This window comes from Nonomuraea solani (assembly GCF_900108335.1).
Classification (GTDB): Bacteria; Actinomycetota; Actinomycetes; order Streptosporangiales; family Streptosporangiaceae; genus Nonomuraea; species Nonomuraea solani.
In genome coordinates this window covers 158248-177630 of sequence record NZ_FNVT01000008.1, presented here as the reverse complement: position 1 = coordinate 177630, position 19383 = coordinate 158248, and the positions used below count along the sequence as shown (strand labels likewise).

The 19383-nt window shown below is 71.2% G+C and carries 16 protein-coding genes; 7 read left to right on the top strand and 9 right to left on the bottom strand.

Translation table 11 applies throughout. The features are described 5' to 3' along the window. Positions 1 to 48: 48 nt before the first annotated feature. The gene (locus tag C4V41_RS28405) at positions 49 to 972 is read right to left on the bottom strand and encodes an aldo/keto reductase (protein WP_103959011.1); all 924 of its coding nucleotides are present in this window, start codon (positions 970 to 972) and stop codon (positions 49 to 51) included. 92 nt (positions 973 to 1064) lie between these two features. Between C4V41_RS28405 and C4V41_RS28400 the strand changes: the two genes are divergently transcribed. Continuing rightward, positions 1065 to 1424, top strand: a complete 360-nt coding sequence (locus C4V41_RS28400; protein WP_103959010.1) for a MerR family transcriptional regulator — start codon at positions 1065 to 1067, stop codon at positions 1422 to 1424. Positions 1425 to 1459: 35 nt separating this feature from the next. Then, positions 1460 to 2917 (top strand): penicillin-binding transpeptidase domain-containing protein, encoded by a 1458-nt coding sequence (locus tag C4V41_RS28395; protein WP_235030433.1) that lies wholly within the window; start codon positions 1460 to 1462, stop codon positions 2915 to 2917. Positions 2918 to 3036: 119 nt separating this feature from the next. Here the strand turns inward: C4V41_RS28395 and C4V41_RS28390 are convergent, their stop codons facing one another. After that, the gene (locus tag C4V41_RS28390) at positions 3037 to 4899 is read right to left on the bottom strand and encodes an ABC transporter ATP-binding protein (RefSeq protein WP_103959009.1); all 1863 of its coding nucleotides are present in this window, start codon (positions 4897 to 4899) and stop codon (positions 3037 to 3039) included. 83 nt (positions 4900 to 4982) lie between these two features. On the opposite strand from C4V41_RS28390, the gene C4V41_RS28385 reads away from it, so the two are divergent. The 5 genes from C4V41_RS28385 to C4V41_RS28365 all read left to right on the top strand — a co-directional run bounded on the left by C4V41_RS28385 (position 4983) and on the right by C4V41_RS28365 (position 11679). Further along, the gene (locus C4V41_RS28385; RefSeq protein WP_103959008.1) at positions 4983 to 7337 is read left to right on the top strand and encodes an ATP-binding protein; all 2355 of its coding nucleotides are present in this window, start codon (positions 4983 to 4985) and stop codon (positions 7335 to 7337) included. Positions 7338 to 7675: 338 nt separating this feature from the next. Then, complete coding sequence (locus C4V41_RS28380) at positions 7676 to 8449, top strand: AMP-binding protein (RefSeq protein WP_160150411.1); 774 nt, start codon at positions 7676 to 7678, stop codon at positions 8447 to 8449. Between the two features lie 126 nt (positions 8450 to 8575). After that, positions 8576 to 9877 (top strand): ABC transporter substrate-binding protein, encoded by a 1302-nt coding sequence (locus tag C4V41_RS28375; RefSeq protein ID WP_103959006.1) that lies wholly within the window; start codon positions 8576 to 8578, stop codon positions 9875 to 9877. Positions 9878 to 9934: 57 nt separating this feature from the next. Then, positions 9935 to 10822 carry a carbohydrate ABC transporter permease gene (locus tag C4V41_RS28370; RefSeq protein WP_103959005.1) on the top strand — a complete coding sequence of 296 codons (888 nt, stop codon included), beginning with the start codon at positions 9935 to 9937 and terminating at the stop codon, positions 10820 to 10822. After that, on the top strand, positions 10819 to 11679 hold the full coding sequence (locus C4V41_RS28365; protein WP_103959004.1) for a carbohydrate ABC transporter permease: 861 nt from the start codon (positions 10819 to 10821) through the stop codon (positions 11677 to 11679). The genes C4V41_RS28370 and C4V41_RS28365 overlap by 4 nt, the downstream gene beginning before the upstream one ends. An 18-nt stretch (positions 11680 to 11697) precedes the next feature. Here the strand turns inward: C4V41_RS28365 and C4V41_RS28360 are convergent, their stop codons facing one another. The 7 genes from C4V41_RS28360 to C4V41_RS28330 are packed head-to-tail and all read right to left on the bottom strand — an operon-like array spanning position 11698 to position 19292. Further along, positions 11698 to 12702: a 2-hydroxyacid dehydrogenase gene (locus C4V41_RS28360; protein ID WP_103959003.1), complete on the bottom strand. Its 1005-nt coding sequence runs from the start codon at positions 12700 to 12702 to the stop codon at positions 11698 to 11700. Further along, entirely contained in the window at positions 12699 to 13313 is a 615-nt protein-coding gene (locus C4V41_RS28355) for a histidine phosphatase family protein (protein ID WP_103959002.1), read from the bottom strand. The genes C4V41_RS28360 and C4V41_RS28355 overlap by 4 nt, the downstream gene beginning before the upstream one ends. Then, complete coding sequence (locus C4V41_RS28350) at positions 13310 to 14734, bottom strand: FGGY-family carbohydrate kinase (protein WP_103959001.1); 1425 nt, start codon at positions 14732 to 14734, stop codon at positions 13310 to 13312. The genes C4V41_RS28355 and C4V41_RS28350 overlap by 4 nt, the downstream gene beginning before the upstream one ends. Continuing rightward, the gene (locus C4V41_RS28345; protein WP_103959000.1) at positions 14731 to 16206 is read right to left on the bottom strand and encodes an FGGY-family carbohydrate kinase; all 1476 of its coding nucleotides are present in this window, start codon (positions 16204 to 16206) and stop codon (positions 14731 to 14733) included. Before C4V41_RS28345 ends, C4V41_RS28350 begins: the two co-directional genes overlap by 4 nt. After that, positions 16206 to 17438 (bottom strand): sugar ABC transporter permease, encoded by a 1233-nt coding sequence (locus tag C4V41_RS28340; protein WP_103958999.1) that lies wholly within the window; start codon positions 17436 to 17438, stop codon positions 16206 to 16208. The genes C4V41_RS28345 and C4V41_RS28340 overlap by 1 nt, the downstream gene beginning before the upstream one ends. Beyond that, entirely contained in the window at positions 17435 to 18193 is a 759-nt protein-coding gene (locus tag C4V41_RS28335; RefSeq protein ID WP_103958998.1) for an ATP-binding cassette domain-containing protein, read from the bottom strand. Before C4V41_RS28335 ends, C4V41_RS28340 begins: the two co-directional genes overlap by 4 nt. Before the next feature lie 10 nt (positions 18194 to 18203). Next, positions 18204 to 19292, bottom strand: a complete 1089-nt coding sequence (locus C4V41_RS28330) for an ABC transporter substrate-binding protein (RefSeq protein WP_200824282.1) — start codon at positions 19290 to 19292, stop codon at positions 18204 to 18206. Positions 19293 to 19383: the final 91 nt, after the last annotated feature.

Here is a 19383-nt window from a genome sequence, read left to right as displayed (position 1 = left end):
AGTCCATAGGGCGGGGGGTGAGCCCGGTGGAGGTCCGGGGTGGTGAGGTTAGGCGGGGGTGTTGAGGCGGGTGTGGAGGTCTGAGTCCAGCTTGAGGTCTGTGGCGGCGATGGCCTCCTCCAACTGCTCCATCGTGGACACCCCCACGATCGGGACGATTCCGTCGGCCAGGAGCCAGGCCAGGACGACCTGGTTCGGGGTGGCACCCAGTTCCTTGGCGACCTCGTGCAGGACGGCCAGGCGGCGGGTCGTGCCGGGGTGGTCGTAGATGTCGGGGATCGGGCGGTCGGCCCGCGTGTAGGCGCCGAACATCAGCGTGTTGTACGCCCACAGCGTCAGGTCGGGCTCGGCGGCCAGGTAGTCGAGCATGTCGTCCGAGGTCAGCGTGTGCCCGCCCTCCGCCGGCCGGGTGTTCGGGCGCGGCCGCAGGTACGTGTGACGGAGCTGGACGTAGGTGTAGGGCATCCACCCGCGCGCCGCCGAGAGGTTTCTGGCCCGCTCCAGCCGCCAGGCGGCGATGTTGCTGGCGCCGATGGCCCGCACCTTGCCCGCCCCCGCCAGCGCGTCGAACGCCCCCAAAGTCTCCTCCAGCGGCGTGGACCGGTCTTCGATGTGCGACCAATACACATCGATGTAGTCCGTCCGCAATCTCTTCAGGCTGCCTTCCGCGCCCTTGGCGATGGTCGTGGCGGACAGCCCCTCCGCCGAGTCCAAAGTGGTGTCGCCGGGGACGGTGGGCCGGGCGCCCACCTTCGTACTGATGAAGACCTCGTCCCGGTTGCCACGGGCGGCCAGCCACGCGCCGATGGCCAGCTCGCTCTCGTCCCCCGAGCGGCCCTCCACCCAGAACGGGTAGTTGTTGGCCGTGTCGAGCATCGTGCCGCCCGCCTCCTGGAACCGGTCCAGGATGGCGAAGGTCTCCTGCATGCCGACGGTCGTGCCGAACGGAATCGTGCCGAGTGCGATGTTCATGGAGCCGACTCTGAGAGCTGGAGCGCACTCCATGTCAAGCCCCCGCGAACCGGGTTGACCTGGAGTGGGCTCCAGGTGCGATCCTAGGGAGCGTGAGCGTGTACACACCCGCGGAAGTGGTCGAAGAGACCGGCTTCAGCATCGACACCCTGCGCTACTACGAGAAGATCGGCCTGCTGGAGCGCATCGACCGCAACGCGGCCGGTCAGCGCAGGTTCAGCAAGGAAGACGTGGGCTGGCTCGGCATGGTCCGCTGCCTGCGCGACACGGGGATGCCCATCGCCACGATGCTGCGCTTCGCCGAGCTGGTGCGCGCGGGCGACCACACGATCCCCGACCGCATCAGGCTCCTGGAGGAGCACGACCGGCAGGTCCAGGGCCAGATCGACAACCTCGCCGAGCGCCAGCGCTACATCAACAACAAGATCTCCTACTACCGGAGCGTCCTCTAGCCTCTCCTTTGCCGCCCGCTTGTTAGACCAAGATCATGGCGGTATCGAGGGCGAGGCGGATCAACGTGCCGCTCAGCCGCGTGGCCAGGCTCTGCGCGGCGATGCTGTTCGTGCTGCTGGCGCACGTCACACTCGTCCAGGCCTTCGGCTCGTACGAGCTCAACGCCGACCGCAGGAACGAACGGCCGCTCATCTCCAGGTACGGCCACCCGCGCGGCGACATCCTCACCTACGACGGCACGCCCATCGCCACCAGCCGGCCGAACGGCGCCGGCCCGTACCGGTTCAGGCGCGTCTACAAGGCCGGGGAGCAGTACGCGGCCGTCACCGGACATGTGTCGCTGCACCGCTCGACGGGCATCGAGCAGGCCCAGGAGGCGGTGCTGTCGGGCGAGGACCCCAAGGTCAAGGTCAGGTCGCTGGTCAGGGACGGGCACGTCGAGGGGGCCGACGTCCGGCTGACGATCAGCGATCGGGCGCAGTGGGCGGCCTACCAGAGCCTCAAGACGACCGGGATTCCCGGGGCGGCGGTGGCCATCAACCCGGCGACCGGGGCGATCCTGGCGCTGACCAGCTACCCGGCGTACGACCCGAACGCCCTGGCCACCTTCGACCGCGAGCGGCTGGCCGAGACGCTGAGGGAGCTGCGCCACGCACCGTCGCAGCCCCTGCTCAACCGGGCGCTGAACCAGCTCTATCCGCCCGGGGCCACGTTCAAGCTGGTCACGGCGGCGGCGGCGCTGGCGTCGGGCGAGTACACGCCGTCCGCCCTGGTGGACGCGCCCGCCCGGCTGCAACTGCCGGGAACGCCCACTTACCTCCAGAACTCGGGCGGTACGGCCTGCGGGAACGCCCGGCCGTCGCTCACGTACGCGTTCCAGGTGTCGTGCAACACGGCGTTCGCCAACATCGGGCTGCAGCTCGGGCAGGACCTGCTGCGGGACCAGGCGGAGGCGTTCGGCTTCAACGCGGCCCACCTGACGATCCCGCTGGCCACGGCGTCGAGCCGCTACCCCCTGGCCATGGACCGGCCCCAGACCGCCCTGTCGGCCATCGGGCACCACGAGAACCGGGTGACGCCGCTGATGGTCGCCATGCTGTCGGCGGCGGTGGCCAACAACGGGGTGCTGATGCGGCCGTACCTGGTGGAGGAGGTCCGGCTGCCGGACGGCTCGATCATCAACCGCGCCGGCCCGGTGCCCTACCGTACGGCGATGTCACCGGCGCTGGCACGCTATCTGGCGGAGATGATGACCACGGTGACGCACGCCGGGGGCACGGGGGCGGGGGCGGCCATCCCTGGGGTGGCGGTCGCGGCCAGAACGGCCACGTCGGCGGACGTGCCGGGGCTGGGCGAGCATGCCCTGGTAACGGCCTTCGCCCCGGCGGACGCACCCGAGGTGGCGGTGGGGGTGGTCCTGGAACGGCCGGGGGACCGGGCGAACGAGGTGGCCCCGATCGCCCGGGCGATCATCGAAGCGGTCCTGTCCTAGGCCAGGGTTCTGTCCTCGGTGCTGTCCCACTGGCGACTCCACGACTCCCAACCGGCCTCTCAGCTCCACCGCTCCCTCGTCTCCCAAGAGACCTCGCCGAAGTGCGGCCCCCACCGGGCCTAGCGGTAGGCGGTGGCCTGGAGGGTGTAGAGGTCGGCGTAGAGGCCGCCGTGGGCCATCAGGGTGTCGTGGTCGCCCTGTTCGGTGATTTTGCCGTGGTCCAGGACGTAGATGCGGTCGGCGTACCGGACGCTGGCCAGGCGGTGGGTGATCAGCAGGACGGTGCGGCCGTCGGAGTGGTCGCGGATGCGCTGGAAGAGGGCGTGTTCGGCGCGGGCGTCGAGGGCGGCGGTGGGTTCGTCGCAGATGAGCAGGGCCGCGTCGCGGTGGAAGCCGCGGGCGACGGCGATGCGCTGCCATTGGCCGCCGGACAGCTCGTGGCCGTCTTTGAAGCGGCGGTCGAGCAGGGTGCGGTAGCCGTGGGGCAGGTCGGCGATGACCTCGTCGGCGCCCGCGACGGTGGCGGCGGCGTGCAGGGCGGCTTCGCCCTTGTCGGTGCCCATGGTGATGTTGTAGCGGGCGGTGAGCGGCCAGCGGGTGTGGTCCTGGGCGATGACGGCGGTGCGCAGGCGCAGGTGGTCGGGGTCGACGTGGGCCAGGTCGGTGTCGTCCCAGCGGATGGTGCCGCTGTCGGGCTGGTAGAGGCCGGACAGGATCTTGGCGAGGGTGGTCTTGCCGGAGCCGTTCTCGCCGACGAAGGCGATGACGTCGCCGTGGTCGATGCGCAGGGAGACCTCGCGCAGGGCGGGGTGGTCGGCGCCGGGGTAGGTGAAGGTGATCGCCTCGGCGGTGATGCGGTCGAAGCGGTCGGGCATGGGAATGGGGCGGGAACTCGGCAGGCGGGTCTCGGCGTCGGCGCAGAAGTGCAGGAAGTCGGTGAAGTAGAGGCCCTCTTCGTAGAGGCGGTTGGTGGCGTACATGAGGTTGGCCAGGGAGTTCTGAGCGGAGCGGATGGCCAGCACCGCGGTGCCCGCCACCGCCAGGGGGATGGCGGCGATGGCCAGCAGGACGCCGAGGGCCACGTAGACGAGGCCGGCGCCGAGGCCGCCGAGTGCCTCGCCGACGAGCCCGGCCACCGTCTGGCGTCTGGCCAGGCCGAGCATGACGTCCTGCTCCGCCTTCGCCACCGCGTCGTACATGCGCAGCAGGAACCCGCGCATCGTGAACGAGCGGACCTCCGCGGCCGGGTCTCGGTCGGCCAGGAGCTCGGCGATGATCCATTTGCGGCGGTTGGCGGGGATAAGGGCGTAGAGGGTGGCGTAACGCATCTTGGCGCTGCGCACCATGGCCCAGGCGTCGGGGAGCACGGCCAGCAGGAGCAGCGGCAGCAGCACCGGGTGCAGGACGCTGAGCACGCCGGCCACGGCGGCGATGCCGACGGCGGCGGTGACCACGTCGATGGCGGAGGTCACCACCGAGTCGGCCATCGCGACCCCGCGCAACCTGGCGCGCTGCAGGGAGTCGTGGAACTCCGGGTCGTCGTAGGACACCAGGTCGACCTGGCTGGTCAGGCCGTAGAGGCGCTCCTCGGTCAGCCGGGTGACCTGGGGGTCGAGGCGCGACTGGGCCCAGCCGGCGCCCGCCTGGGTGACCGTGCGCAGCGCCGCCGCCGCGCCGACCAGGGCGAGGCTGGGCAGCGCCGCCACCACCCGGTCGGGCGTCGGGCCCTCGGAGAACAGCGCGGTGAGCACGCCGGTCGTGGCGAGCAGACCGAACGCGGTGAACACCCCGCCGAGCAGGTTGAGCACGATCGTCGCCACGGTGTCGCGGGGGCTCGCGCGCCAGGCCATGCGCATCGCCTGACTCACGAGGGACGGCAGGCGCCGGGCGATGGTCAGGAACCCGACCTCGGCCAGCTTGTCGGTGTGGGCGTGCCAGTCGGAGAAGGAGATCTCCCCGAGTTCGAGCGGCTCATCGGCCATGTTTTGAGTGTGCCCACGGGTACTGACAGTTCTCCATCGAATATGTCTGGGCGCGCGGCGTAGTTGATGACACACTCACAGTGATGCTGCGATCCGCCGACTTGAGCAACCTCCCGGCCGAGCCGAACGCGTTCGTGGGCCGGGAGTCCGATGTGGATGAGCTCGTCCACCTGATGCGCGTTTCGCGTGCCGTGACCCTGTGCGGGGCGGGCGGCATCGGGAAGACCCGGCTGGCCCTGCGGCTGGCCACCCGGGTCGCCTCCGCGCATCCTGGTGGCGTGTTCCTGGTCGAGCTGGCCGATCTGGAGAAGGGCGAGCTCAACGGGCACGTCGCCGCCGCGCTCGGCATCGCGGGCGACCTGGCCGAGACGATCGGCGGCCGGCGGGTGCTCCTGCTGCTCGACAACTGCGAGCGGGTGATCGGCGAGTGCGCCGAGCTCTGCCGCGACCTGCTCGGCGCCTGCCCGGGGGTGAGCGTGCTCGCCACCAGCCGCGAGCCGCTGCGCGTGCCGGGCGAGACGGTGTGGCGGGTGCCGCCGCTCTCGGTGCGGGGCGAGGAGAGCGAGGCGGTGCGGCTGTTCGTGGCCAGGGCCACGGCCGCCCGGCCCGCGTTCGAGCTGACCGCCGAGACGCGGCCGCTGGTCGCGGAGCTGTGCCGGGCGCTCGACGGGCTGCCGCTGGCGATCGAGCTGGCCGCCGCCCTGGTCAGGGTCCTGTCCGTGGGGCAGCTCGCGGAGCGGCTCGACGACAGGTTCCGGCTGCTGGCGGGCGGCGCCCGTACGGCCCCCGCCCGGCACCGCACGCTGCGGGCCGCCGTGGACTGGAGCTACCGGCTGCTCACCCCGCAGGAACGACTGCTGCTGCGCCGTACGGCCGCCTTCCGCTCCTCCTGGACCCTGGACCTGGCCGAATGGGTCTGCTCGGGCCCCGGGCTGGCGGAGGAGGAGGTGCTGCCCAGGCTCTGCGACCTGGTGGACAAGTCCCTGGTCGCCCTCGACAGCGAGGTCGCCGGCCAGGCGCGCTACCGGCTGCTGGAGACCGTCCGCGACTACGCGCTCGAACAGCTCGCCGAGTCCGGTGAGGAGGCCGAGCTGCGGCGCCGGCACCTGACGGCGCTGGGCCGGATGGCGGGCCGGTTCAAGGAGGTGCTGGCGCCGGGCACGCGCACGTCGTGGCCCGTGGTCGAGCGCTACGTCAACCTCTTCGACGCCCTCAAGGCCGAGGTGTGCTCGGCCTGCGACTGGTCGATCGCCATCGGCCTGCCGGAGACCGCGCTGCGGATGCTGACCGACATCCGTTTCCTGCTGATCGGCAGCGGCCGCAAGCTCGACATGGCCGAGCGCCTCGACCGGCTGCTGGCCCTCGACTCCCCGCAGGTGCCGTGGGGGCTGCGCGGGCAGGCCACGATCCTGCGCGCCGAGCTGGCGCTGGCCGCCGGCGACCTGGAGCCGGCCACCCGCTACGCCCGCACCGGGCTCGACCTGTGCACCGCCGCCAAGGACGTCTACGGCGAGGCCGTCGGCATGGTCGTGCTCGCCCAGCTCACCGGCGAGCAGGACACGCTGACCCGCGCCCTGGAGACCGCCAGGCGGTCGGGCGACCTCGTCCTGGAGTCGATGGCCCAGGGCACGAAGGCGCGCTTCGGCCTGCACCAGGGCCGTCTGCACGAGGCGCGGCGCGCGTTCGAGGAGGTCCTGGCGATCAGCGAGGAGCTCGACAACCACTACGGGCAGACCTCCAGCCACATCGGGCTGGCCCAGGTGGCCCGGCGCTCGGGCGATCTGGTGAGCGCCAAGCGGCACTACGAGTCGGGGCTGGCGCTGCTGCGCCGTGTGGACGCCAGGCAGCACACCGTGAGCTGCCTGGCCGGGCTCGGCCGGGTGGCGCTGGACCAGGGCGACCTGGTGGAGGCCAGGGCCAGGCTGACCGAGGCGCTGGTGCTCAGCCGCGACGCGGGCCTGCGGGCCGGCATCGCCAGGCGGCTGGAGGCGTGGGCCGACCTGGTCGCGGCCGAGGGCGACCAGCGGCGCGCGGTGCTGCTGGCGGCGGCCTCGGTGGCGCTGAGCGGGCGCCGGCCCGACGCGCGCACCGAGGAGGTGCTGCGGCCGGCGCGCGACGCGCTCGGCGAGGTCGTGGTCGGCCTGCTGTGGGCCGAGGGCGGCAACCTGACCGCCGACCAGGCGGTGGCCTGCGCGCTCGACGGCGCGCTGCCCGAGCCGCCCGCCGAGCCGATCGTCCCGGTGGGGCAGGAGAGCCGGCTCACGGCCAGGGAACGGGAGATCGCCGAGCTGATCGCCCGCGGGCTCAGCAACCGGGCGATCGCCGAGGAACTCGTCATCAGCCCGGCCACCGCCGCCCGCCACGTGGCCAACATCCTGTCCAAGCTGGGCTTCTCCACGCGTACACAGATCGCCGCATGGGTGATCGGCGGGCGCTGAGGCGGCACCTCTCTACACATCGCCGCGCGGGCCCGCTTACATCTTCGAATGGCCATGTCAGCGCATGTGCCACCCCGCCCCGCACACCTACCGTTACATCGGGTGATCGGCCGGACCGTGCGTTCCTCGCCCCTCGCGTCGGGGGCGCCGCGGCCGATTCGCCGGGGACGTCACGCGTCCACGCGGAGCCGGGCCTCCTCGGAGGGGTGGGGGCCCGGTTCCGGGCGCGTGACCGCGGGCCCGAGTCGCGCAGGGCTCGGGCCCGCCCGCGCGAATGCACAGCCGCCTACATACATCGGTGGATGCTGGGCCGCGCCGGCGGTCGTACGTTGGCGGGCATGAAACCCACCGCGTCGACCACCGGCACCGTGATCCACGAGGTGTTCCGCCGGGCCTACGAGCGCGGCGACCGTCCCGCGCTGATCGACCTGCGGGGCGGTCACGTCTACGGCTACCGCCGATTGGTGACCGAGGTGACCAGGGCGGCGTCCGGGCTCGTGCGCAGGGGAGCCCGGCGCGACCAGGTGGTGGGTGTGCACGTCTCCACGGCGGGCGCCCAGACGCTGGCGGTGCACACGGTGGTGGCGGCCGGCGGGGTGGCGGCGCCGATCGATCCGGGGATGGGCGCGTACGAGATGGCCGCGTGGCTGAAGGAGTGCGACGCGCGCCTGCTGATCACCACGCCGGACCTGGCGGAGACGGCGGTCCTGGCGGCCGAGGAGTCCCGGGTGCGGCAGATCGTCTCGCTCGGCGCGGCGCCCGACACCATCGACTTCCGCACCCTGCTCACGCTGACGCCCACGGCGCTGCCCGCGCTCGACGCCAAGCGCCAGGACTGCCTGCTGCTGGCCGACGGCCGGCGCCTGTCGCACGCCGGCCTGCTGGGGCGGATGGCGGAGCTCGACCTGCCGGTGCGCCTGGCCGAGACCGACGTCGTGCTGAGCACGTGGCCACCCTGCGCCGGGGGAGACCTGGTCGCGCTGGTCGGCCTGGTCGTGTCGAAGGGCGCGCTGCTGGTCACCGCCGGTGGCGGCGACCTTCCCGGCACCGGCCACGACTTCAGCGTGACGGTGGTGACGGGCCCGGACGGATCCCTCGAACGCGTCGGATAAGCCGGAATATGCGGAGCTGTTACCGCCGATGCCTTGACGAAGAACGGCGGAAAGTGGGTTGATAGCCGTTGTTGACAACGTTGTCAAAATCACCTACTTCGGGGGGCTTCGAAGGGATGGTGTGCGATGCGACGGTGGTTAGCGACCGCCTCGATCATGATGGTCAGCGTGCTGGGCCTGGTCGCCTGTGGTGGCGGAGGCGGAGGCACCCAAGCCTCGCAGTCGCCCGCAGCGAGCGGCGGCGGTGGCAAACAGCAGGTTGAGGTCTTCTCCTGGTGGACGGGCCCTGGCGAGGCCGACGGTCTCAAGGCGATGAGACAGATCTTCGAGCAGCAGAATCCGAACCTCACCTTCTTCGACGCCGCGGTGGCGGGCGGTTCCGGCGACAAGGCCAAGGCGCTGCTGCAGTCGAAGCTCCAGGCCAGCACGCCGCCCGACACCTTCCAGGGTCACGCGGGCGCCGAGCTGCAGGGCTACATCAAGGCGGGCAACCTGGAGGACCTGACCTCACTCTACGACGAGCTGAAGCTCAAGGACGTCTTCCCCGCGCAGCTCGTCGAGCAGATCAGCGTCGAGGGCAAGATCTACTCCGTGCCGGTGAACATCCACCGCTCGAACGTCCTGTGGTTCAACCCGGCGGTGCTCAAGGACGCCGGGGTGGCCGCGGCGCCCAAGACGATCGAGGAGTTCATCGCGGCCCTGGAGAAGGTCAAGGCCAAGGGCAAGATCCCGCTGTCCATCGGGTCCGAGTGGACGGTCACCCACCTCATGGAGAGCGTGCTGCTCGGCTCTCTCGGCACGGACGCGTACAACGCGCTGTTCAAGCCGGGCGCCGACTGGAACAGCGCGCAGGTGACCACGGCGCTGCAGAACTTCGCCAAGATCATGACGTACGCGGGCGACCCGCAGGACGACTGGCAACCGGCGGCCAAGCAGGTGGCCGACGGTGACGCGGCGTTCAACATCATGGGCGACTGGGCGTACGGCTACTTCCACAACCCGCCCGAGGGCGGCCTGGGCAAGACCTCGAAGGCCGACTTCGACTGGGCGCCCTCGCCCGGCACCGAGGGCACGTACCTGTGGCTGTCCGACAGCTTCACCCTGCCCAAGGGCGCGAAGAACCGTGAAGGCGCCATGGCCTGGCTGAAGGTCGCGGCCAGCAAGGAGGGCCAGGACGCCTTCAACCCGAAGAAGGGCTCCATTCCCGCCCGTAAGGACGCCGACCAGGCGCTCTACACCGACTATCTGGCCGACGCGCTGAAGGACTGGTCGAGCAACAAGCTCGCCGGGTCGATCCAGCACGGCGTGTCGGTGAACCAGCCTTGGCTGGCCTCGATCAACGAGGCGGTCGGGCTGTTCATCGGCAGCAAGGACGTCAAGGCCCTGCAGCAGGGGCTGTCCGACGCGGCCAAGGCCAACGCTCAATAACTCGGTTACGCGGGGTACGGCGGGCGCCCGGCGCGCCCGCCGTACCAGCGGGAGGGAATGCTTGTGAGGCGGGCACGCACGTGGCTGCCCGGACTGCTCCTCGTCACGCCGTCGATCATCCTGATCGGCGTCTTCGTGTACGGCATGCTCGGCTGGAACTTCCGGGTGGCCATGACCGACCAGCACGATGCCGTGTCCGAGGGCAAGTTCGTGGGGCTGCAGAACTTCATCGACATCTGGGACCAGCCCCGCTGGCACCTGTCGGTGAACCACGCGATCGTGTTCACGGTCGTGTTCGTGCTGGGGGCGCTGCTGCTCGGCTGGCTGCTGGCGTTCCTCATGGAGAAGGGGATCAGGGGCGAGGGGACCTTCCGGGCGATCTACCTGTTCCCGATGGCGATCTCGTTCGTGGCCACCGGCATCGTGTGGCGGTGGCTGATGAACTCGGGGACGGGGGAGCGGGCGGTCGGGCTGAACCGGCTGCTCGACTGGTTCGGGCTGCCACAGTGGCAGTGGTTCAGGGACCAGGACTGGGGGATGGCGGCGATGGCGCTGCCGGCCATCTGGCAGATGTCCGGATATGTCATGGCACTCTTCCTGGCGGGCTTCCGTGGCGTGCCGGAGGAACTGCGCGAGGCGGCGCGGGTGGACGGCTGCACCGAATGGGGCGTCTACCGGCACGTGGTGCTGCCGCTGCTGCGGCCGGTCACCCTGTCGGCGCTGATCATCCTGGGGCACATCTCGCTCAAGGTGTTCGACCTGATCGTGGCGGTGTCCGGGAAGCAGATCATCACGGACGTGCCCGCGGTGTTCATGTGGGTGGCGGTGTTCGACTCCAACGACCCGGCCAAGGGGGCCACGATCGCCTCGTACATCGTGCTCAGTGTGGCGATCTTCGTGATCCCGTACCTGATCTGGTCGGTACGGAAGGAGAAGCGCTCATGACGGCGGTGGCCGGGCGCAAGGGGACGGTCTTCACCTGGACGCGGTTCGTGCTGCTGCTCCTGTTCGTGTTCGTCTTCCTCATCCCGATCTACGTGCTGCTGGCCACCAGCTTCAAGCCGCTCACCGAGGCGGACCCGGGACAGGCGTGGAACCTGCCGCGGACCTGGACGGTCGAGGCGTGGCGGGTGGCCTGGGAGAAGCTGGCCCCCGGCCTGTGGAACAGCGTGCTGCTGGCGGTTCCCGGGTCGCTGCTGTCGTGCGCGCTGGGGTCCATGAACGGCTACGTGCTGTCCAAATGGCGCTTTCCGGGGGCGGACCTGCTGTTCACGCTGTTCCTGTTCGGCATGTTCATCCCGTACCAGGGGGTGATGATCCCGCTGGTGCAGCTGCTCGTCTGGGTGGACCAGCAGGCCGGGCTGCAGGGCGTCTTCTACGGCGGCATCCCGGGGCTGGTGCTGGCCCACGTCGTGTACGGCATCCCGATCTGCACGCTGATCTTCCGCAACTACTACGTGACGATTCCCGACGAGCTGATCGAGGCGTCGCGGGTGGACGGCGCGGGGATGTTGCGGGCGTACTGGTCGGTGGTGCTGCCGGTGTCCGCGCCGGCGATCGCGGTGGTGATCATCTGGCAGTTCACCTCGCTCTGGAACGACTTCCTGTTCGCCGTCTTCCTCACCGGGCCGACGAGCTGGCCCACGACCGTGATGCTGAACAACATCGCGGGCGCGCAGGCCACCCCGTACAGCCAGCAGATGGCGGCGGCCATTCTGGCGTCGATCCCGACGATGGTGATCTACGTGCTCCTCGGGCGGTTCTTCATGCGCGGGCTGATGGCGGGCGCGCTCAAGGGGTAACCCTCAAGGAGTGGCCCCTCAAGGAGTGGCAACGTGGTGGAGTGGCTCGCCGCGCACGTAGCGGGCCACGTCCGCGGCCACGATCGAGGCCGCCTTCATCGCCGTCTCCTTGCTGGCCCCGGCCAGGTGCGGGGTCATGATCAGGTTGGGCGTGGTGAGCAGGCGTGAGCCCTGGGGGATCGGCTCCTCGGGGAAGACGTCCATCGCGGCGCCGAACAACTGGCCCGAGTCCAGGGCGTCGCAGAGGGCGTCGTAGTCGAGCAGCGCGCCCCTGGCGCAGTTGACCAGGACCGAGCCCCTGGGCATGGCGGCGATCTCGGCGGCGCCGATCATGCCGGCGGTCTCGGGGGTGGCGCGGGCGTGCAGGGAGACGAAACGGGAGCGTTCGAGCAGCTCGGGCAGGTCCACGCGGCCGGGTACGTCGACGTACGGGTCGTGGACGAGGACCTCCGCGCCGAAGCCCGCCAGCATGCGGGCCACGCGGCGGCCGATGGCGCCGTAGCCGACCAGGCCGACGGTGTTGCCCTCCAGCTCGGGCCCGACGTTGTCGTACTTGTAGTAGTCGCCCCGCCACACGCCCCCGGCCAGGTCGGCGTGCGTCTGCGGGATGCGGCGGGTGGCGGCCAGCAGCATGGCGAGCGTGTGCTCGGCGGTGGCCACCGCGTTGCGGCCGGGCGCGAACGTCACCGCGACCCCCGCCTGCGCCGCCGCCTCCAGGTTGGCGTTCACGGGCCCGCCCCGGCTCACGCAGAACAGCCGCAGGTCGGGTGAGGCGTCCAGGACGCGCTTGGTCAAAGGGGCCATCTGGGTCACGCAGATCTCGACGCCGCGCAGGGCCTCGATCAGCTCGCCCTCCACGTCGGACGCCTCGTCCACCTCGCCCACCCGCCCGAACGGCTCCACCGGCCAGGGCAGGGTCAGCTCGCTGATGTCCACCTCGCCGGGGACCTCGCGCCTGAGCGCGTCGATGAGCAGGCGGTTCTGTACGAAGTGATCGCCTGCGGCGAGGACTCGGGTGGTCAACGAACGGCTCCAATCGGGGAGTTGTACTGCAACATCGCGATCCGCCCGGCGCGCAGGCGCAGTTCGGTGAGGGCACAGTTGTCCAGGCGCGGGAACAGCCGCCGGTACTCGCCGAGCGGCACCCCGATGAGCCGGCACAGGGCGAGCCTGATGGCGGTCGTGTGGGCGACCACCAGCACGCGGCCGGTCGGGTGCTCGGCGGCGATGTCCTCCAGGGCGGCCACGAAACGCTCGGCCGCCTCGTACGGGTCCTCGCCGCCCGGCAGTGGGCTCCCGGCGGGATCGGCCTCGAAGGCGGCCCTGGCCTCGGGGAAGCGGGCCTTCATCTCGGCGGCGGTGAGCCCGTCGGCCTGCCCGAAGTCCAGCTCGACCAGCCGCGCGTCCACCTGAACCGGCAGACTCGCCTCTTTGGCGGCGGTTTCGGCGGTGATGCGGGCCCGGCTCAGCGTGGACGACCAGACGGCCTCCAGGCCCGCCCCCGCGGCCCAGCCGGCCAGTCGCACGGCCTGGGCGTGGCCGCGCGGGGTGAGCTCGATGTCGCTGAGCCCGGCGTAGCGGTTCTCGGCGTGCCAGACGGTCTCGCCGTGGCGGACGAGCACGAGGTCGGTCATGGGGCGCTCCTCTCGCGGGCGTGTTCCGCGGCGGTCGCGGTGAGCCAGCCGCGCCGTTCCAGCTCGGTGACGAAGGCCAGGTAGGGCTCGCTCAGATCGGCTCCTGACGGGTCGATCACGGCCCGGGTCCTGATCATGCGGGCCGGGTCACCGCCCGCCAGGACGGCCATGCCCAGCGCGGGTTCGGCGTTCTCCCGCAGCGTCACAGGACGTCCCAGGACGTCGGCCCTGAGCTGTGTCCAGTACGCGCTGCGGGTGGCGCCGCCGGTCAGAATGATCTCACCGTCCACGGGGGCGCCGAGAAGGTCGAGGTAGTCGAAGCAGAGCCGCTCCACGAAGGCCGCGCCGAGCAGGATGGCGGCATAGCGCTCAACGTCGTCGGCCGGCTCCCCGAGTGTGAAGGTCTCGGCGTCCGGCGCGGCGAACGGAAACCGCTCACCCCGCGACACCAAGGGATACGTGACGGCCGACGAAGGAGGACGGGCGGCGGCCCGCTCGCTCAGCTCGGCGAGGTCGCGACCGGGGAGGTCACGGGTCAGGGCGCCGGCGCCGGTGCTGGAGGCGCCGCCGGGCAGCCAGGAGCCGTCCGGGGCGCGATGGGAGTAGACGACGCCCAGCGGGTCGTCGATGAGCTCCTTCGTCACGCCCTTCAGCACCAGCGTCGTGCCGAGCACCGAGTTCCAGCTCCCGACCCGCTGCGCCCCCGCGCCGAGCTGGGCCGCGCAGCCGTCCGTGGTCCCGGCGACGACCGGGGTGCCCTCGGGGATGCCGGTCTCCCCGGCCGCCGCCGCGCACACCTCGCCCAGCCGGGCCCCCGGCCGTACGACCTCGGGCAGGAGGCCGGAAGGCACCCCCAGCGCGTCGAACACCTCCGCCGGCCAGCGCTCCTCGATCAGGTCCACGCCGGTCTTGAGCGCGTTGCTCAGGTCGGTGGCCACCTCGCGCCCCACCAGGCGGCGGTTGACGAAGTCGCTCTGGTGGGCCAGCCGCGCCCCCGCAGGGGCGTCGCGCAGCAGCCACAGCAGCTTCGGCAGCGCCCAGTTGGGCTGCATGCGCCGGTAGCCGAGCCGCTCCCACACGAGCGCGCCCGCCTCGTTGGCACGGGAGGCGTCCGCGCGCCGGTCGTCGTACATGAGAGCGGGCGTCAGCGGACGTCCTGAAGGGTCGGTGAGCAGGACCGTTCCAGATGTCGCGTCCACCGCGACGCCCTCGACCCGCTCGGTGGCGGGCACGTCGCGCAGGGCCTCGCGGGTGGCCGCGGCCAGCTCACGCCACCACTGCTCGGGGTCCTGCTCGTGGCGCGGACCGTCGCGGTGGCTGGTCAGCGGACGGCTGCCGGTGCCGAGCACCCGCCCGTCGCCGGCCACGGCCAGCGCCCGCACGCTCTGCGTCCCGAGGTCGATGCCGATCCACACGCTCATGTACGACTCCGCAGGTCACCGAGTAGGGGCCAGGTGCCCGCGGTGTTCGCGCGCAGGGTCAGAAAGTCCTCGAACAAGCGGTCATAGAACGCCCGCCGCGCCGGATCGGGCTCGACCGCGTCGCGCAGGCGTACGTGCTCGGCCGCCGCGGCCGCGATGGACGCAGCGCGGCCCGTGGCCGCCAGCCCCACCAGGTACGCCCCCCGCGCCCCCACCTCCGCGTCCGCGGAACGGCGCACGGGCAGCCCGGTGACGTCGGCGATCAGCCCGAGCCAGGTCGCGCTGGCCGAGCCGCCCCCGCACACCCGCAGCTCGGTGGGCGCGGCCCCGGTGGCCGCCAGGCAGTCGCGGATGACCATCGTCAGCCCTTCGAGCACCGCCCTGGCGACGTGCTCGCGGCCGTGCTCGAACGACATGCCCAGCAGCGCGCCCCTGGCCAGGGGATCGGAGAACGGCGCCCGCTCACCGGCCGGCGACAGGTACGGCAGGAACGCCAGCCCGCCCGCCCCCGGCTCGCTCAGCATGGCCAGCTCACCGAGTTCGGCGGGGTCCGACAGCCCCAGCAGGCCGCACGTCCACCGCACCACCTCGGTGCCCGCGAACGTGGGGAAGGCCCGCAGGTAGCCGCCGGGCAGCGCGATCGTGATGCCGATCGGGTCGCCCTCCAGGTCGGGGGACTCGACGACGACCTCGGTGCACAGCGTGGTGCCGAGGATGCCGCACGCCTGCCCGGCCGCCACCGCGCCCGCGCCCAGCGCCGTCGCGGCGATGTCGTAGGGGGCCATCACCACCGGGGTTCCGGCGGGCAGGCCCAGCGTGGCGGCGGCGTCCGGGGTCAGCTCGGCGACGGGGCAGGACCGCGCCGGGGGCAGCAGCCGCTCGGCCCACTCCAGATCGAACAGGCCGAGCAGTTCCCGCGAGTAGGCCCGCGCCCGCAGGTCCATGAACGGCGCGGAGGCGTCGGACTCGTCGGCCACCGCCTCCCCGGTCATCCGGGCGAAGATCCAGCCGCCGCAGGTCAGCATGGCGCTGGAGCGGTCGAGCCGGTCGGGGTCGTGCGCGCGCAGCCAGGTCAGGATGGCGTGCGGCAGCCCGGAGGCGGCCGACGAGCCGTTGAGCCGGAAGGCCGTCGCCGCGAGCCCTGATCGGGTCCAGGCGTCCACCGTGGCGGCCGCTCTGGCGTCGTTCCAGAGGATGGCCGGGCCGGTCGGCGCGCCGTCGGCGTCGATCAGCCAGCAGCCGTCGCCCTGGGCGGTGACCGCCACGAACTCGACACCGTCGGCTTGGGCCGAGACCTCGCGCACGGTGGCGGCGACCGCGTCCCATACCGCGGTCATGTCCTGCTCGGCGTGGCCGGGCGCGGGCCTGGACACGACGGTGTCGCGCCGGGCGATCGCCGATTCGGCGCCCGTGGCGTCGTACAGGACCGCCTTGATGACCGTGGTTCCCGCGTCCACGCAGATGATCGCCATCAGGCCCTGCCGTGGGAGGTCCTCGACCGGCGCGACACGGAGTCGACGATGACGGCGAGCAGCAGCACCGCCCCGGTGACCACGAACCTGATCGAGGAGTCGAGGTTGAGCAGGGTCAGGCCGCTGGAGATCGACTGGATCACGATGATGCCGAGCAGCGCGCCGAACGCGGTGCCGCGCCCGCCGAACAGGCTCGTCCCGCCGATCACGGCCGCCGCGATGGCGTTGAGGTTGACGTCGCCCGCGCCGCTGCTCTGGTTGGCCGCCGCCAGCCGGGCCGCGGCCAGGATGCCGCCGACCGCGGCGAACGTCGAGCAGAGCACGAACACGGAGGTGTAGATCGCCCTGACGTTGATGCCGGCCCGGCGCGCGGCCTCCTCGTTGCCGCCGACGGCGTAGACCGCGCGGCCCCACTTCGTCCGCGACAGCAGGTAGTGCATGATCAGCACCAGCGCCACGAAGAAGACGAACATCCAGCCGACGCCGCGCGTCTGGCCGAGATACCAGACCACGAACGCCAGCACCACCAGCAGCGCCACGCTCCGCAGCGCCAGCGTCGACACGCTCCTGGCGGAAAGACCAGCCTTGCGCCGCTCTTGAGCGTGCAGGAAGCCGCTGGCGAACAGCCAGACCGCCGCGATCACCGCGAACGTGTACGACAACCACGCCGGTACGAAGTCGAGCTGCGCGAAGTTCACCAGCCCCGAGTCGAACGGCAGGTTGATCGAGCCCTTGGTGCCCAGCACGTACAACTGGAGCCCGAGGAAGGCCAGCAGCCCGGCCAGCGTGATCACGAAGCTGGGGACGCCGAACCGGTTGAAGAGCTGCCCGTACAGCCACCCGATCACCGCGCCCATGAGGACCGCGGCTCCGATGGCCAGCCAGACCGGCAGCCCCTCGCCCACGAACAGCACCGCGAGCACCGCCCCCGACAGCCCGCTGACCGAGCCGACGGACAGGTCGATCTGGCCCACCAGCAGCACGCACACGATGCCGAGCGCGATGACGCCGACGGCGGCGGACTCCAGCGTGAGGTTCACCAGGTTCGCGCTGGACAGGAAGATCGGGTTGAGGATCTGGAAGACCGACCAGATGACGATCAGCCCCACGACGACCGGGATGACGCCCAGGTCACCGCCGCGGGCCCGCTCGACGACGTCGGCGACCGCGCCGCGCAGCCCGTCACGGTTCTTCAGCCGCTCGTCCTGGCGGTCGGTGGCGATGGTACTCACGACTGTCCCTTCTGGGCCCGCCTGGACACCGCGTTGTCGGTGGCGCCGGTGATGGCGGCGATGATGTCCTCGGTGGATACCTGCCCCACGTCGAACACGCCGTTGTTGCGGCCGAGCCGCAGCACCGCCACGGTGTCGGCGACGGCCTTCACGTCCGCCATGTTGTGGCTGATCATGATGACGCCCAGGCCGTTCTCGCGCAGCCGCTCGACCAGGTTGAGCACCTCGGCCGTCTGGGCCACGCCGAGCGCGGCGGTGGGCTCGTCGAGGATGATGACCTTGGGGTCGCCGAGCAGCGACCTCGCGATGGCCACCGTCTGCCGCTGACCGCCCGACAGCGCCGCGACCGGCACCCGTACGCTGGGGATCTTCGCGGAGAGCTGGCGGAGCAGCTCCCACGAGCGGGTCTCCATGGCCACGTCGTTCAGCCGTAGCGGGCGGATCTCCTGGCCGAGGAACAGGTTCTGGATGACGTTCAGGTTCTCGCAGAGCGCCAGGTCCTGGAAGACCGTGGCGATGCCGAGCTTGTGGGCGGCGGCCGGGGTGGGGATGTCGACCGCCCGCCCCTCGAACGTGATCGTGCCCGCGTCCGGCGGGTGCACGCCCGACAGGATCTTGACCAGCGTGGACTTGCCCGCGCCGTTGTCTCCGACGATGGCGACGACCTGGCCGGCGGCGACGTCGAGCTCGATGTCGGTGAGCGCGGCCACCGCGCCGAAGGTCTTGTTGATCCCGCGCAGGGACAGGACGGTCATCCGCGCACTCCTACTTGATGCCGAGCTCTTCGCAGCCCTTGGCGTACTCGCCCGTGCACACGTCGGCGGCCTTCATGATGCCGCTGTCGAACAGGACCTCCTTGATGTTCTCCTTGGTCACGACCGTGGGGACGAACAACTCGGACGGCGTGTTGTACAGCGTGCTCTTGCCCGCGGGCTTCTTGCCCTGCATGAATGCGTACGCCGTCGTCGCCGACGCCTCGGCGACGATCTTGATGGGCTTGGAGATCGTGTTGTACTGGTCGCCCGCGATGATCCGCTGCGCGGCGGCGACCTCGGCGTCGTTGCCGGTGACCGGCGGCACCTTGACCCCGGCGGCCTTGAACGCGGCGATCGTGCCGCCGCCGGTGCCGTCGTTGGCCGCGACCACGCCGACGATCTGGTCCTTGAACTGGGTGATCTGGCCGCTGACCCAGGTCTGGGCCTTCTCCGGCTGCCAGTCGGGGGTGTCGTACTCGGCCAGCAGCTTGAACCCGCTCGGGTCCACCGCGCTGTGGATGCCCTTCTTGATCAGCCCGGCCGCCGCGTCCGTGGGCGAGCCGTTGACCTGCAGGATCCCGCCCTCGGCCTTCTCGGCCTTGAGGTGGTCCACCAGGGACTGGGCGATCATGGAGCCGATCTTCTCGTTGTCGAACGAGATGTAGTAGTCGGCGGGCGTGGCCGGAATCGGCCGGTCGTAGGCGATGACCGGGACCTGCTGCGACTGGGCCGTCTTGACGATGGTGGCCGCGGCGGCGGAGTCGACCGGGTCGAGCACGATGGCCTTGACGCCCTGGGCGAGCGCGGAGTTGGCCTGTTGCTGCTGCTTGGCCGCGTCGGAGTCGGCGTTCTGGTAGATGACCTCGCAGCTCGGGCAGAGCTGCTTCATCTTGGCCTCGAAAAGGGGCTTGTCCTGCAGCTCGTACCGGGTCGACGCGAGGTCGGGCATCAGGAAGGCGACCTTGGCGTTCTCCACGTCGCCGGCGCCACTGGCGGTCGCGCCGGTGGCTCCGGAGCCTGAGCCGCACGCGGCCAGGACCGAGCCTGCGAGCACTGCCACTGCGGCGAACGCGGAGGTCCGCATCTGAGCTCTGTTCACGGGTGTTTCCTTTGGTTTCTTTGACGCTCGCTGCCCCCGAGACAGGGACGTGCCCTCACAGGAAGGCACATCCTGTGGTGCGGCTCACGTT

Excerpts from the sequence above, each read along its gene's own strand:
- C4V41_RS28405 (WP_103959011.1), bottom strand. The coding sequence starts at position 972 with ATGAACATCGCACTCGGCACGATTCCGTTCGGCACGACCGTCGGCATG.
- C4V41_RS28395 (WP_235030433.1), top strand. The coding sequence starts at position 1,460 with ATGGCGGTATCGAGGGCGAGGCGGATCAACGTGCCGCTCAGCCGCGTG.
- C4V41_RS28390 (WP_103959009.1), bottom strand. The coding sequence starts at position 4,899 with ATGGCCGATGAGCCGCTCGAACTCGGGGAGATCTCCTTCTCCGACTGG.
- C4V41_RS28385 (WP_103959008.1), top strand. The coding sequence starts at position 4,983 with ATGCTGCGATCCGCCGACTTGAGCAACCTCCCGGCCGAGCCGAACGCG.
- C4V41_RS28380 (WP_160150411.1), top strand. The coding sequence starts at position 7,676 with ATGAAACCCACCGCGTCGACCACCGGCACCGTGATCCACGAGGTGTTC.
- C4V41_RS28375 (WP_103959006.1), top strand. The coding sequence starts at position 8,576 with ATGCGACGGTGGTTAGCGACCGCCTCGATCATGATGGTCAGCGTGCTG.
- C4V41_RS28370 (WP_103959005.1), top strand. The coding sequence starts at position 9,935 with ATGCTTGTGAGGCGGGCACGCACGTGGCTGCCCGGACTGCTCCTCGTC.
- C4V41_RS28365 (WP_103959004.1), top strand. The coding sequence starts at position 10,819 with ATGACGGCGGTGGCCGGGCGCAAGGGGACGGTCTTCACCTGGACGCGG.
- C4V41_RS28355 (WP_103959002.1), bottom strand. The coding sequence starts at position 13,313 with ATGACCGACCTCGTGCTCGTCCGCCACGGCGAGACCGTCTGGCACGCC.
- C4V41_RS28350 (WP_103959001.1), bottom strand. The coding sequence starts at position 14,734 with ATGAGCGTGTGGATCGGCATCGACCTCGGGACGCAGAGCGTGCGGGCG.
- C4V41_RS28345 (WP_103959000.1), bottom strand. The coding sequence starts at position 16,206 with ATGGCGATCATCTGCGTGGACGCGGGAACCACGGTCATCAAGGCGGTC.
- C4V41_RS28335 (WP_103958998.1), bottom strand. The coding sequence starts at position 18,193 with ATGACCGTCCTGTCCCTGCGCGGGATCAACAAGACCTTCGGCGCGGTG.